We start from the raw sequence: 13,874 nt of genomic DNA on the forward strand, positions 1-13,874 counted from the left end.
ATGCGCATCGGTGACGCAAAACAAACCTATGAGGCCGATGAGGCCATCTGGACCAGCCCGACCCAGAAGTTCTGGTTCGCTCTTTTTCTGCTTGCGCTTCTGGTCTTTCCGCTCATGGCTAATGCCTACCTTCTGTATCTGGGCTGCCTGGTTGGCATCGCAGTCATCAGCACAACGGGCCTTAACATCCTGACCGGATTTACCGGCCTTATCTCCCTGGGGCAGGCCGGATTTATGGGTGTGGGTGGTTACACCGTTGCCTGGTTTTCCCTGAATACCGGTTTGCCCTTCCCGGTGACGCTATTGTTGGCAGGGCTGCTGGCTGCCGCCGTGGGCATTCTGGTGGGGTTGCCGTCATTACGGGTGAAAGGGTTGTATCTGGCCATTGCCACGTTGGCTGCCAGCGTGTTCCTGCATTTTATCTTTGCCGAGTGGGAGTCCGTTACCGGAGGCATGGGCGGACTGAGCCTGGAACCCGCCCATTTGTTCGGCGTCACGTTCCAGAGTGATTTCAGGATGTACTTTATCATCGTACCGCTGGCGGTACTGATGGTGTTTGCAGCGCGGAATGTCTTCCGGACCCGCATCGGGCGGGCATTTATCGCGATCCGGGATCGAGATATTTCGGCGGAGATCCTGGGGATCGACCTGTTGCGCTACAAGCTCATGTCTTTCGCACTCAGCTCGTTTTATGCGGGCGTTGCGGGCGGCCTTTTTGCCTATTTCTACCGGGTCGTAACGCCGGAGAGTTTCCCTCTGTCCATGTCCATTTTCTATCTCGCGGCGGTGATCGTCGGGGGTATGGGTAATCTGCTGGGCGGGATTCTCGGGGCCGCCTTCATGACCCTGATTCCGGAGATTCTGAAATTGCTGACGGCTGCCCTGACGCCCTTCTACCCCAACGCCCCGGTATTTATGTCGCCAATGCTGGAGATTATCTTCGGCGCACTGATTGTCGGCTTCCTGATTTTTGAGCCGCACGGGCTGGCGGAGATCTGGCATCGAATTCGACGCTTTTTCAGTTTGTGGCCCTTCAGAAACTAAACGAGTCCGTTTTTTCGTGTTTCAGACAGAACCGACGCAACAGCAACAACAAAAAGCAGCAAGGAGAAGAAACATGTTCAGAAATATCCTCAAAAGCGGCCGCCGACTGGCAGGTCTGGGTAGTCTTGTCGCAGCACTGACGGTGGCGGCGCCTGCCTTGGCCCAGGACAAAGAGCCTATCGTATTCGGCGGGTCGATCCCCCTTTCCGGCGTCTTTGCCTTCGCCGGTGTGCATCTGCATGCCGGGCTGACGGATTACACCAGTTGGATAAACAGCCAGGGTGGGATTAACGGTCATCCGGTGAAGTACGTGATGGAAGACACCGGTTATGAAGTGGACCGTTCCGTGGCCGCGTTCAAGAAGATCACCGGCAGTAACACGGTTCCGGTTTACTACGGCGATAGTACCGGGTTCATGAAGACAATTGCCTCGGAACTGAATAGCAGAGGCACCACACTTATGAGCGGTGCCTCCTTTGCGACCGCACTGACGGACAATGAACAGTACCCGTATCAGTTCATTCCCGGCCCGAACTATAGCCAGATGTTCGGCATCATCCTGGAATACATTGCCTCCCAGGGTGAGGGTGGAGAAAAACCAACGGTGGCGTTTGTCTACAGTGACACCGAGTTCGGCAAAGACCCCATTGAAAATGGCAAGGAAAAAGCTGCGGAACTGGGCGTTGATGTGGTGGAAGAAATTGTCACCAAACCGGGCAGCGTGGATGTGTCTGCAGAGGTGCTGAAGTTGCGGCGCGTGCGCCCGGATTACGTGGTGTTCCATGGCTACGTGCTGTCACCCATCAACGAGTTCATGGTGCAGATGCGCCAGATGGGGCTGGATACCCAGTTCATGGGCACCTTCTGGTCGTCTGACAAGCTGATCATCGACAAGATGGGTGCGGATGCCGACGGTTATATGGGCGTCATGCCCTACAACTACTACGACAGCCAGGAAAGCGGGCCTATGCTGGATGCGCTGCGTGCCCAGGCTGAAAAGAGCGACCCGGAAGCAGGTTATCGCCCCACGGGCTACATGCAGGGCTGGTTCAACGCCATGGTCTGGACCGAGGTGGTCAAGCGTACCCTCGATGCCGGTAAGGAATTGAATGCGGAGAACATGGCTGCATCGCTCGCTTCCATCAAGGACTGGGACACCGGCGGTATTATCGGTGTTCCCGTGACGGCGAAAAACATGTCGTTCCCGGTCGGTCGTATCTGGCGGGTCAACGCAGAGGAAGGCCGTTACGAGCCGGTATCAGACTGGATCCAACTCGACTGAGGCCGTTGTATGGAAGCCTTGCTGGAAATCGATAATATCGAGGTGGTTTACAACAAGGCGGTGCAGGTCCTCCGGGGCCTGTCACTGCGGGTACCCCGTGGCGCCATCGTGGCGCTGCTGGGTTCCAACGGTGCCGGCAAGTCCACAACACTGAAAAGTGTGTCCGGTCTTTTAAGCCTGGAGGACGGTGAAGTGACCGCGGGTGAAGTCCGGTTTAACGGTGCCAATGTAAAGGAAGTGGCACCGGAAAAGCTGGTGCGTAGCGGTTTGTTCCATGTGATGGAAGGGCGCCGGGTGTTTGAGGACCTGACCGTTGAGGAAAACCTGATTGCGGCCACATATGCCCTGAGTGGTCGCAAGCAGTCTCTCGCTGACTCCTACGAACTGGTTTATAACTACTTTCCGCGCCTCAAGGAACGCCGTAAGCAGCTGGCGGGTTATCTGTCCGGTGGCGAGCAGCAAATGCTCGCGCTGGGTCGTGCACTGATTGCCCAGCCGGAACTGATCATGCTGGATGAGCCTTCCCTGGGACTGGCGCCCCTGTTGGTGGAGGAAATATTTACGATCGTCTCTCGAATTAACCGCGAGCAGGGCACGGCGATCCTGCTGGTGGAGCAGAACGCGGCGGTATCGCTGGCGATCGCTTCTTATGGCTACATCATGGAAAACGGAAAGATTGTAATTGACGGGCCGGCAGAGAAACTTGCCGCCAATGAAGATGTGCAGGAATTCTACCTGGGGGTCGGTGGCAAGGAGGGGGCGGCCCGCAGTTACCGAGATATAAAGCACTACAAACGCCGTAAACGGTGGCTGTCATGATAACGCCCGAAGTTCGTGATCTGACCCTCACCCAGATGCTCAGGGCGCACGCAAAAGAGCGTCCGGCGATGCTGGCCCTTCGCCAAAAGGACTTTGGTATCTGGCAGGCGTATTCCTGGCAGGATTATTACGAGCGGGCACGGCATTTCGGGTTGGGTCTTCGGGCACTGGGGCTGTCTGAGGGTGGACATGTCGCAATCATCTCGGAGAACCGGGTGGAATGGGTGATCGCCCAGATGGGGATAGGGCTGGTGAACGGTATCTGTGTGGGGGTATATCCCACCAGCCCATGGAACGAAGTAGCCTATGTGCTTGAGCACGGTGACGCCGAGATGGTGGTGTGTGAGGATCAGGAGCAGACAGATAAAGTTCTGGAGGCCTGGCCCCGGCTGCCACAACTCAAACATAACATCGTCATTGATATGAAAGGGCTGAGCTCTTACCCGGCGCCGCCGTCATCGTTTCAGGACATCGAGGCCAGGGGGCGGGAATTCGAGAAAACCCATCCCGGGCTCATTGATGAGCTGCTGGATAACCAGCAGATGGAAGACACGGCGCTGATGATCTATACCTCCGGTTCCACCGGTCGCCCGAAGGGCGCCATGATCAGCTGGGGAAACCTGCACGCGGCTGCGCCCGGGCTGTTTGAACTGCTGCGCGTGGACGAAAACAGTTCCAGCTTGTCCTATCTGCCGCTGTGCCATGTGGCGGAACAGGCTCTGACCAATATCGCTCCGGTCTATGCGGGGAGTACGGTCAGTTTCGGGGAGAGCCTGCGCACTGTGCAGGAAGACCTGAGGGAGATAGCTCCGAGCTTTTTCCTGGGCGTGCCGCGAATCTGGGAAAAGCTCCATTCTGCTATTTACATCAAGATGCAGGAGACCGGTCGGTTCCGACAAGGCTTGTTCAAGCACGCCATGAAGGCCTGTGAGCCCTTGGCAACGAAGCCGGAAAACCAGTGGAGTCTGATTGACCGCCTGACCTATGGTGCATATTACTGGCTCGTATTCAGGGCACTGCAAAACTTTATCGGCCTGCGTCGATGCACCATAGCGCTCACCGGTGCAGCCCCGATTTCAACGGGCATTCTCCAATTCTTTCGGACCATTGGCATTCCGCTGGTGGAAGTCTATGGCCAAACCGAAAGCACGGGTGTTGCGACTGCGCAGCCTGTGGACGATATCCGTCTTGGAACGGTTGGGGTTGCGGTTGCCGGAGTGGAGGTGAAACTGGGCGAGCAGAATGAAATCATCATGCGTGGTGGCAGCATGTTCAAGGGCTACTACAAAAATGACGAGGCCACTGTATCGACCCTGAAAGACGGGTGGCTGCACACCGGAGACGTCGGCGAGTGGCAGGACGGACAGCTCAGAATCGTCGACCGCCTGAAGGACATCATGATCACCGCTGGCGGCAAGAACCTGTCACCCACCGAGATTGAAAATACCATTAAGGCGAGCCCCTACATCAAGGAATGTATCGTTATTGGCGAGGCTCGCAAGTACGTGTCGGCACTGATCCAGATCGATTTCGAAACCGTTGCCAAGTGGGCGGAGCAGGAGCGGATCGCCTACACCACGTTTCGGAGCCTTACCGAACATGAGCGGGTTCGGGCTCTGATTCAGGGCGAGGTGGACAAGGGTAACGACAAGCTGCCCCAGGTAGCGCAGATCAAACGCTTCCATTTGCTGACCAAGGAACTGGACCATGACGATGATGAGGTGACGGCAACCATGAAGGTGCGTCGCAGCAACATCTATGAGAAGTACACGAAGGTGATTGAGTCCTTGTACGCCTGAGAGGCCGGGAGCTCTAGAAACGGATCCCTTCAATGTCCTCGCGCTGCCGATAATGGGTCAGCAGAACGTTAACCACTGCCAGTACCAGGAACAGCAGAATACCCTTTGGGACCAGCGCGTGAATGTTCGGGTCGGGTGCAGTACTGGCGGTGACCAGAATCAGGCCAAGGGCATTGCGCGCCAGACGGATGGTCAGCATCGCGCCGAGATAGCCGGACCGGAGTAGGGACTCGGCGTTTCGCAGACACCGGCCGAAGGCCGGCATCAGGTGTACAGTGTTCAAAAGCAGTGCGGTAAAGATAACGACTTGGAGAATCGATAAAAAGGTCATGATTTAAGGCTACCGAAATCTACAGCTGATAAAAAATCGGCCAGAATTATCCCTGATTGGTCACTTTTAATCCAGCTCGTGCCGGGAATCCCTTCCCGCTTCCCGATCAATAGCTGTGGCTCAGCAAGTAGTGGTAGTCGGTCTTGTATCGCTGCCAGGTGAGCGCCTGATTGCTGTGGTCTACCAGTCCCGCAGCATTAAACGCCTCGACAAACGCCCAGCTTTCCCCGCTGTCTGTGTATCCCTCGAATCCCCCTTCCCAGTCGATCAGTTGAATCAGATCGAGAAGTATCGTCATCGCCAGTGGGTCGTTGGCCTCCTCGAGGTAGTGGTATGCGAGCGCATAATGCTCGAAGCGATAATCGGCGGGGGCGGCATCCGCCAGGGTCGCGTCGTCCAGCGGATCGTAGTCGTAGTGCTGGTAGGGTGATGCGATGGGTTCGCCGGCCACCACAGAGGCCTGGCCTTCGGCAAACCAATAGGGCAGAAGGGTGTAGCGGGCGCTGTACCGACTCAGGTTTTCCTGAACGAAGTGGGCAAGTTGGTGGCTGAAGATGGAATCGGTTCCATAGGGCCAGTGACTGTAATGGGGGCTGATGCTGACGGCTGAAATCGATGCCTCGGCGAGCTGGTCCGGGGAAACGGAATCGGTCAGGCAGGCGAGGATCTGGCCGGGATAGGGCGCCGCCGCACTGCGATCCTCCACAAATTCGTGCCAACGCAACTGGAAACGGCCCAGCACCCCATCTATGTGACGTTCCAGCTCCGTCGCTGCAGCCCGGAAATCAGTCTCGCTGTACGCCGGCGAGCCGTAGACGCGGACCCTGCCGCTGTCGGTTTCAAAGTACAGGGGCTCGCTGATGCAGGCCTGAGCATGGGTGTCCCGGTTCCAGTCCGAATCGGGGAAGTGGTCTCCGGTGTCACGGGCGTCAAAGAAAAATCCGGGCGTGAAGGAGGAGTGGTCATCCGACCGATCGTGATCAGACGAGACGGTGACCTTGCACCCCGTCAGCAGGATGGGAACCAATGTCAGTAGTACGCTTTTCCATACAGTCATACAGCCACCTTTCATTTGTTGTTGGTGTTTATGGTTGCAGAGCGCTCTACAAAACACTGTCAACACGATGTAAAGGTTAGGTAAATCCTGTTCGGGCGATCGCTGCTGCCAGGAGTGAGGCACTTTCTATCACCGCCCATGGGACCGAAAACCAAAAACTATTGCTTCGGTTAGAAAATGCAAATAGTGACCACCCGGAACTGCTGCTACAAATAAGTATACATAGTCGGGCTGAGCCCCTGTGTTTGGATGCTCCCAACCACAAAAAAAGGTGAGTTGGCCTTCTGGATCGTGAACTTGGTCTATCTTGGATAGATCCCCAAACAACACCGCAGAACCGGAGAGAGATATGAGCTCAACAACGAATCAACCGGGCGCCGGCAAATGCCCTGTCATGCATGGCGCAATGACAAAGATGGACAGTCAGGGCACGTCCGTTCGGGACTGGTGGCCAAACCAGCTCAATCTGAACATCCTTCATCAGCATGCTCCCAAGTCCAACCCGCTGGGCGAGGATTTTAACTACGCCGAAGAATTCAAGAAGCTGGATCTGGCGGCCGTGAAAAAGGATCTTGCCGCATTGATGACGGATTCCCAGGACTGGTGGCCGGCGGATTACGGTCATTACGGCGCGTTCTTTATCCGGATGACCTGGCATAGTGCCGGTACCTACCGGATGGGCGATGGTCGGGGTGGTGCCGGTACCGGTAACCAGCGATTTGCGCCAATCAACAGCTGGCCGGATAACGGCAACCTGGACAAGGCCCGGCGCCTGTTGTGGCCGATCAAGCAGAAGTACGGCAACAAGCTTTCATGGGCCGACCTGTTCATCCTGACCGGCAACGTCGCCATGGAAACCATGGGCTTCAAGACCTTTGGTTTTGGCGGCGGCCGGGAAGACATCTACCAGCCGGAGGAGGATATCTATTGGGGCGCCGAGGAAGAATGGCTGGCGACCAGTGACAAGCCTCACAGCCGGTATTCGGGTGACCGAGATCTGGAAAACCCGCTGGCGGCGGTCCAGATGGGCCTGATCTACGTGAACCCGGAAGGCCCGGACGGGAACCCGGATCCGCTGGCGTCCGCCAAGGATATCCGTGAAACCTTCGCCCGCATGGCGATGAACGATTACGAAACCGTTGCTCTGACCGCCGGTGGCCACACCTTTGGTAAGACCCACGGTGCCGGTGATCCGGACAAGGTAGGTCCCGAGCCCGAAGCCGCGCCGATCGAGGAAATGGGCCTTGGCTGGAGGAACAGTCACGGCAGCGGCAAGGGCCGCGACGCCATCACCAGTGGCCTGGAAGGCGCCTGGACCGCCAATCCGACCACCTGGGACATGGGGTACTTCGACGTCCTGTTCAAATACGACTGGGAGCTGACCAAGAGCCCGGCCGGCGCCAACCAGTGGAAACCGGTTGGACTGACCGAGAGTGATATGGCCCCGGACCCCGAGGATCCGTCCAAGAAAGTGCCGATCATGATGTCTACTGCGGACATGGCCATGAAATTGGACCCGGATTACCGCAAGATCTCAGAGCACTTCCACAAGAATCCGGAAGAGTTTGCTGACGCCTTCGCGCGCGCCTGGTTCAAGCTGACCCACCGGGATATGGGCCCGAAAGTGCGTTACCTCGGTCCGGAAGTACCGGCCGAGGACCTGATTTGGCAGGATCCTGTGCCCCCGGTTGACCATGAGCTGATCAATGCCCAGGACATCGCTGACCTGAAGGCCAAACTCCTGGATTCGGGCTTGTCGCCCGCCGAATTGATCTACACCGCCTGGTCCTCAGCTTCCACGTTCCGGGGCTCGGACATGCGTGGCGGTGCCAACGGTGCGCGCATTCGACTGGCGCCGCAGAAGGACTGGGAAGCCAACCAGCCGCAGCAACTGGCCAAGGTGTTGCAGACCCTGGAAGGTATCCAGAAGGCCTTCAACGACAGTCAGTCGGGCAACAAGAAAGTCTCGCTGGCCGACCTGATCGTGCTGGGCGGTAACGCCGCGGTCGAGAAGGCGGCCAAGGACGCCGGCCACAGTGTGCTGGTTGATTTCGCGCCGGGTCGGACCGACGCGACCGACGAGCAGACTGATGCCGAGTCGTTCGAGCCGTTGAAGCCGGAAGCGGACGGTTTCCGCAACTACCGCCGCGCTCGCTTTACCGTTTCCGACGAGGAAATGCTGGTGGACCGGGCACAACTGCTTGGCCTGAGCGCACCGGAGATGACCGTTCTGGTGGGTGGTTTGCGGGTGTTGGATGCCAACTACCAGCAGAGCAAACACGGTGTCTTCACCAAGACCCCGGGCAAGCTCACGAACGATTTCTTCGTAAACCTGACCGATCTGAACACCGAGTGGAAGCCAACGTCGGATGACGCTGATGTCTTCGAAGGTAAGGATCGGAAGACCGGTGACGTGAAGTGGACCGGAACCCGGGTCGACCTGATCTTCGGTTCCAACTCGCAGCTGCGTGCCATTGCCGAGGTGTATGCCCAGGACGACGCGAAGGAGAAGTTCGTGAAGGACTTTGTCGCTGCCTGGAACAAGGTGATGAACGCGGACCGGTTCGACCTGAGCTGATCGGCTCTGAAACCAAAGCCCGGCGGGGAGCTTCCTCGCCGGGCTTTTTTTGCGCCAATGAACGTCAGGCGGGTGGCGAACAGCTCGCCGCGGGCAGGAAGTTTATCCAGCTTTTGATCAGCTCGACCCCCTCCTGATGCACCACGGACCGTCCAAGCTCCGGCATCCGATGCCGGTTGTCATTGGTGGAAATCCGGAACAGCAGATAGGAATCCCCGGCGTCCTGGGGAACCACATCCGCGGAATAATCCGGATGCCCTCCCGCCACCGGCGTTTTGCAGGTACCAAACTTGCCGGGATCATCGGCGTACGTTCGGTTGTACTCAACCTGTAACCCGCTTCCGCCGGCCGCCCCGGCATAGTTTTCCGGCAGCGTCAGGCCCGAGCGATGGCAATGGGCACAGTTAATATCCAGGTAGGCCTTCGCCGTATCCATCAGCTGTTCGTCGTTGAGCGCACTGACCGTGGTCAGATCGTTGAACACTGGCGCTTTGGTCACGGACTGCATGTCGGCTGGCAGCCCGGTCAGGATGCCGCCCTCTGCCCAGTAAGCCAACTGGTTGTAGACGGCGCCGGCATAGTCATAGTCGTGGTTGAGGTACCTCGCCTTGGGGCCGATCGGAAGGAAGATGGGTTCCCGCTTGTCGTCGGCGCTCTGAAGCACCGGCACGACCGAATGGCACGAGGTGCAGTCTGATGCCGTTGGTACCGAGTAGGTAAAAGTGATATCCGCGCCGTTGTGGTTCGTGGTCATGTCCGGGATGGATTTGCCGGAGATGGCAATCGTCGCATCCTCCCCGCTTGACCAGTAGTAAGGGATTGCTAGCCAGCCGTTTTCACGGTGGATCAGTAGCCGGGTTTCGATGACTGTCTCGGCGCCGTCGCGAAAGGCTGTGTTCTCGGGCAGGGCAAAGGTTTTGGTAATCACCGTGCCAACGGGAAACTCCAGAACCTCGTTAGCGGTGTAGTTGGCTGCTTTGCCCTCCGGTATGAACACAAACCGGTACTTGGAGGTGTAATCGGTGAACAGGGCCGTCGACAGATCGTAGGGAACGCCACCCGTCGAGGGGTTGGCGGTGGGATCGGTCGGGTTCTGGAACAATCCGTAGTCGGACAGGTTTCGGCAGGTTTGGGTCATCAGGGCATCCCAGTTCACGCCCTGGGTATCCGCATTACAGTCCCCCTGCGTTCCGGAAGGTGCGCCCGCGCCGGCATTCAAGGCCGAGCCGGTCGCTCCCGTCCCGGCACCGGTTTCGCTATTGGAGCCACCACCGCCGCCGCAGGCCGATAAGGTCAGGGCAGCGGTTACACCGGTGATCCAGTATTTGAGTGTGTTCTTGTAGGTTGTCATCGCACAGACTCTCGTACGTTGGCTTGCCGTGAAGGCCGAACGAGTCGGCCCTCACGTTGTCGGATGGGTTGAAGATCAGAGCGAACAGGCGTGCTCGGCGAGGTCATCACCCGCACAACCGTAGATATTGTTCTTGAAGTTGACGGACGCGGGCGGGAGCCGATTCTGGACACAGGCCAGGTAGGTGTTGTTCACCATCTGATCGATCAGCAGGCTGGGTTGGGGCGCGCCGTCCACGTAGGATGTCGTCGCCCCGGTGGGATCGTAGACCAGACCGGTATTCACATTTTCATAGTCCGGGGCTGGGTTGCCGTTCACGTTGCTGTTGGCGCAGATCAGGTCGCCACTGGCATAGGCGTCGTAGTCGACTCCGTCGGCGGCTGCTTCAGGGCCGACAAGGCCATCAAAGCCTGCGATTGCCCCGGCGTTGGAGAGGAGCTCACCAATACCGCCGTACAAGATGGCTGGCATGGTTTCCCCCAGCATCAGGGTATAGCCATCAACAATGTCCTGGATAAGCGCTCCCCGGGGATCCGCGCCGTTCCGGGCGATGGTGTTGTTGTGCATATACACATTCTTCACCAGTGGGCTCCAGCCCCTGGTCATGGTCGCACCGTAGTTGGCCGGGTAGTTCGCCACGTCGTCATCGGCCAGGAAATAGCTGGCGATGGCAATGGCCGTGGTTTCGTTATCGGTGATCTGGTTGTTGTAGATTTCCACGTCGCTGGTGGCATAAACAAGAACACCGGTGCCAGGCGGCACAATGCCCACGGCGCCACTGCCCACGTTCTCGGCGTTGTTGGCATAGACCGTGTTGTTGAAGATCCGGATGTTGCCGCCGTACGCCTGTTCCAGCCCTGGCAGGTCAAAGGCCAGAATACCGCCGGTGTTGCCGGCCGCCAGGTTGTTGTACACATCGGCCATGGTGGAGTTTTCGATTTCGATACCGGCGACGTTGTTGATCGCGCTGTTGTCCCGGATCACGATGTTGTTGGACTGTCCCACGTAGATGCCCGCGTCTGCGGAGCCATAGGCGTAGTTGTTTTCCAGCAACACATTCTGGCTCTGCAGCGGATACAGGCCGTAGGCGCCGTTGTCGGAGGCCAGTTCGCCTTCCCATACGGTGGCGGTGTAGGTCATGTGAACACCGTTGGCGCTGATCGTCTTGATGCCGTTTTTGCGGGCTTCATACACCCCCAGGTCACGGATGGTGATATCAGTACCGCCCTCGAAGCGGATGGCGTCGTCGCCGTCGGCGTTAGAGAAGTCGAGGATGGTTTCGTTGATGCCGTGACCGGTCAGAATCAGCCCACTGGCGCTGTTGATGGTAATCGTTTCAGAAACGGTGAAGCGGCCCTTTGGCAACACCACGGTGGCATCGTCCGGAACGTTGAACAGGGCAAGCAAAAGGGCCTCGGTAATGTCATCGCCGGGCTGTGCGTCTGCGGCGACGAAAATAGCGTCCCCGGGAATCGCAAAGCCCGAGGTGGTTGTGGTCGTGCTCTGGGCCGAGGCATTCGAGCCATCCGAGCCCGCAGGTCCGGGCGCACCGTCTTTGCCGTCGTCCCCGCAGCCTGAGATGAATAGGCTGCCAGATAACACAGCGACCGAAAGCAGGCCTTTACGGCCGGGCAATGTCCACATAAACAACTCCCTACGGTTCTTGTTTGAATTCTTTGGCCGCAATCAGCCACCAGCATGACGCTAAACGGGCCGTGGGAATGGTTCCATATAATCAGGTGGTCGAATCGTGGAAGGCACTGTGCAAACTATGAAAGGCCGCGAAAACAAAGGGCTGGGCACAGCGGTTGGGCGTTCCGAAGACGGTGTGCGAATCGTGCAATTACAGGTTTTGACCAGCGTCTTTCAGCCTGTTTGCCGGGAGTGACGCCGTTGAGAAGAGGGGAAGGAGGCCGGCTGTTTCCAGCCGGCCTGTCGCTTTTATTGCATGCCCTTGTTTATGAAATCTTCGACGACGTTCGACATGTCAAAGGATTTGCCGCCCTGCACGGGCGGGTATTCGGCCAGGGTCTTGAGGTGCTGCCCCATCAGTTCGCCCATGGGCTGAATCAGCCAGGACACTTTCTGCATCAGGTGACCATAGGCATCCGGGCTGTCATAGCTTTCGAAGGGATCCATCCGGATATTGAACACCAGCGGTACCGTGCGGGGAACCAGGTTGGCGTAATAGTCTTCCTTGGTGGAGAAGTGGAATTTCCACGGCCCCATGCGCACGGCGGTTAACTTGGACTCGTAATAGTGGAAGATGTGATCACGCGCCGAGTGCTCGGCGTCACCCTTCCAGTAGGGGAGGTTGTTCACTCCGTCGATGTACTGTTCCTTCTCCTCCATCATCCGTTGGGCCACGTCATCCACACCCGCGGCTGCGGCAAGACTGGTGAACATGTCCTGGTGCCCCTGGATACCATTGAGTTTCTGTCCTGGCTCGATAACGCCGGGCCAGCGAATCATGGAAGGCACCCGAATGCCGCCCTCGTAGGTTGTCATTTTCTCGCCCCGGAAGGGGGTGGTGGCACCATGAGGCCAGGAGCTGTGTTCCGGGCCGTTGTCCGTGGAATACCAGATGATGGTGTTTTCATCCAGGCCGTTCTGTTTCAGGAAATCGAGTACAAGCCCGATGTCGTGGTCATGCTGGAGCATGCCGGAGCCGTGATAGTCGGCTTCAGAGGTGTACTCTTCCGCGGCGTAGCGCCACTCATCGTTCAGCCGGGTGTACAGATGCATCCGGCTGGTATTGAGCCAGACGAAAAAGGGTTTACCCTCCTCCTTGGCGGTCTTCATGAAGTCTTCGGCTTTGGGAATCACTTCGCCCGCGTCGAAGTTTTTCATCCGTTCCTGGGTGAGCGGGCCGGTATCCTCAATTCTTTGTTTGCCTACCTTTCCAAATCGGGGGTCCACGGTCTCGTCCACAGTATCCGTGGCAAACGAGTGGATCACGCCACGGGTCCCGAATTTCTTTTCATACGCGTCCAGGTCGCCCGAGTAAGCTTCGCCGAAGCGCTGGTAGTCACGCTGTTCGGCCTCTTCCTGGGTGTTCAGGTGATAGAGGTTGCCGAAGAATTCGTCAAAGCCATGGGCGGTGGGCAGATGTTCGTTTCGGTCACCGAGGTGATTCTTACCAAAGTGCCCGGTGGCGTAGCCCTCGGCTTTCAGCACCTCGGCGAGGGAAGGCGATGCCTCCTGCAGCCCGAGGGAATCGCCCGGCTGACCGACCGTGGTCATGCCAGACCGGATCGGATACTGCCCGGTAATGAAGGCGGCGCGGCCCGCCGTACACGAAGGCTGGGCGTAGTGATCGGTAAAGCGGATGCCTTCCATGCCAATCCGATCAATATTGGGGGTCCTGTAGCCCATGGTGCTGAGGCCGTAGGCACTGAGATTCTGCCAGCCTATGTCGTCCCCCCAGATCACCAGTATGTTGGGGCGGTCGGTTTGGGCGTAGGCGGCTCCTGCGGAGAGGATGGACAAGGTAAGTGCGACCAGGCAGGTCGCCAGGAGATTCCAAAAACGGTGGGTCTGGTTCATATGAAGCGCTCCATTAAATCCAATTTAACAGACGGGTTGCGCGCTGCTCCTCGGTCGCCGAACTCCT

10 protein-coding genes are annotated in these 13,874 nt (G+C 57.9%); 5 read left to right on the plus strand and 5 right to left on the minus strand.

Annotated features, from left to right (window positions below; translation table 11 throughout):
- The 4 genes from QQF73_RS13840 to QQF73_RS13855 all read left to right on the plus strand — a co-directional run bounded on the left by QQF73_RS13840 (position 1) and on the right by QQF73_RS13855 (position 4,944).
- A complete protein-coding gene (locus QQF73_RS13840) occupies positions 1 to 1,044 on the plus strand; it encodes a branched-chain amino acid ABC transporter permease (RefSeq protein WP_219867809.1) in 1,044 nt (347 codons plus the stop codon).
- 73 nt (positions 1,045 to 1,117) lie between these two features.
- Entirely contained in the window at positions 1,118 to 2,326 is a 1,209-nt protein-coding gene (locus tag QQF73_RS13845; protein ID WP_285368570.1) for an ABC transporter substrate-binding protein, read from the plus strand.
- A 9-nt stretch (positions 2,327 to 2,335) separates the two neighbouring features.
- Positions 2,336 to 3,145 carry an ABC transporter ATP-binding protein gene (locus tag QQF73_RS13850; RefSeq protein WP_219867811.1) on the plus strand — a complete coding sequence of 270 codons (810 nt, stop codon included), beginning with the start codon at positions 2,336 to 2,338 and terminating at the stop codon, positions 3,143 to 3,145.
- Complete coding sequence (locus tag QQF73_RS13855; protein WP_219867812.1) at positions 3,142 to 4,944, plus strand: AMP-dependent synthetase/ligase; 1,803 nt, start codon at positions 3,142 to 3,144, stop codon at positions 4,942 to 4,944. Before QQF73_RS13850 ends, QQF73_RS13855 begins: the two co-directional genes overlap by 4 nt.
- 13 nt (positions 4,945 to 4,957) lie before the next feature.
- On the opposite strand, the gene QQF73_RS13860 is transcribed toward QQF73_RS13855, so the two are convergent.
- Positions 4,958 to 5,275, minus strand: coding sequence for a hypothetical protein (locus QQF73_RS13860; RefSeq protein WP_219867813.1), 318 nt, complete (start codon positions 5,273 to 5,275; stop codon positions 4,958 to 4,960).
- Between the two features lie 106 nt (positions 5,276 to 5,381).
- The gene (locus QQF73_RS13865) at positions 5,382 to 6,332 is read right to left on the minus strand and encodes a hypothetical protein (RefSeq protein ID WP_285368571.1); all 951 of its coding nucleotides are present in this window, start codon (positions 6,330 to 6,332) and stop codon (positions 5,382 to 5,384) included.
- Positions 6,333 to 6,681: 349 nt separating this feature from the next.
- On the opposite strand from QQF73_RS13865, the gene katG reads away from it, so the two are divergent.
- A complete protein-coding gene (gene katG / locus QQF73_RS13870) occupies positions 6,682 to 8,910 on the plus strand; it encodes a catalase/peroxidase HPI (RefSeq protein ID WP_219867815.1) in 2,229 nt (742 codons plus the stop codon).
- A gap of 64 nt (positions 8,911 to 8,974) precedes the next feature.
- On the opposite strand, the gene QQF73_RS13875 is transcribed toward katG, so the two are convergent.
- The 3 genes from QQF73_RS13875 to QQF73_RS13885 form a co-directional block, all read right to left on the minus strand.
- Positions 8,975 to 10,261: an SO2930 family diheme c-type cytochrome gene (locus tag QQF73_RS13875; RefSeq protein ID WP_219867816.1), complete on the minus strand. Its 1,287-nt coding sequence runs from the start codon at positions 10,259 to 10,261 to the stop codon at positions 8,975 to 8,977.
- A gap of 75 nt (positions 10,262 to 10,336) precedes the next feature.
- The gene (locus QQF73_RS13880) at positions 10,337 to 11,905 is read right to left on the minus strand and encodes a parallel beta-helix domain-containing protein (RefSeq protein ID WP_219867817.1); all 1,569 of its coding nucleotides are present in this window, start codon (positions 11,903 to 11,905) and stop codon (positions 10,337 to 10,339) included.
- Positions 11,906 to 12,202: 297 nt separating this feature from the next.
- A complete protein-coding gene (locus QQF73_RS13885; protein ID WP_219867818.1) occupies positions 12,203 to 13,807 on the minus strand; it encodes an arylsulfatase in 1,605 nt (534 codons plus the stop codon).
- Positions 13,808 to 13,874: the final 67 nt, after the last annotated feature.

The sequence above is a fragment of the Marinobacter albus genome (genome assembly GCF_030238305.1).
GTDB classification, from domain to species: domain Bacteria; phylum Pseudomonadota; class Gammaproteobacteria; order Pseudomonadales; family Oleiphilaceae; genus Marinobacter; species Marinobacter albus.

Bases quoted from the DNA above. Each gene is read 5' to 3' on its own strand.
- QQF73_RS13855 (WP_219867812.1), top strand. From the start codon at position 3,142: ATGATAACGCCCGAAGTTCGTGATCTGACCCTCACCCAGATGCTCAGG.
- QQF73_RS13850 (WP_219867811.1), top strand. From the start codon at position 2,336: ATGGAAGCCTTGCTGGAAATCGATAATATCGAGGTGGTTTACAACAAG.
- QQF73_RS13865 (WP_285368571.1), bottom strand. From the start codon at position 6,332: ATGACTGTATGGAAAAGCGTACTACTGACATTGGTTCCCATCCTGCTG.
- QQF73_RS13880 (WP_219867817.1), bottom strand. From the start codon at position 11,905: ATGTGGACATTGCCCGGCCGTAAAGGCCTGCTTTCGGTCGCTGTGTTA.
- katG (WP_219867815.1), top strand. From the start codon at position 6,682: ATGAGCTCAACAACGAATCAACCGGGCGCCGGCAAATGCCCTGTCATG.
- QQF73_RS13860 (WP_219867813.1), bottom strand. From the start codon at position 5,275: ATGACCTTTTTATCGATTCTCCAAGTCGTTATCTTTACCGCACTGCTT.
- QQF73_RS13885 (WP_219867818.1), bottom strand. From the start codon at position 13,807: ATGAACCAGACCCACCGTTTTTGGAATCTCCTGGCGACCTGCCTGGTC.
- QQF73_RS13845 (WP_285368570.1), top strand. From the start codon at position 1,118: ATGTTCAGAAATATCCTCAAAAGCGGCCGCCGACTGGCAGGTCTGGGT.
- QQF73_RS13875 (WP_219867816.1), bottom strand. From the start codon at position 10,261: ATGACAACCTACAAGAACACACTCAAATACTGGATCACCGGTGTAACC.
- QQF73_RS13840 (WP_219867809.1), top strand. From the start codon at position 1: ATGCGCATCGGTGACGCAAAACAAACCTATGAGGCCGATGAGGCCATC.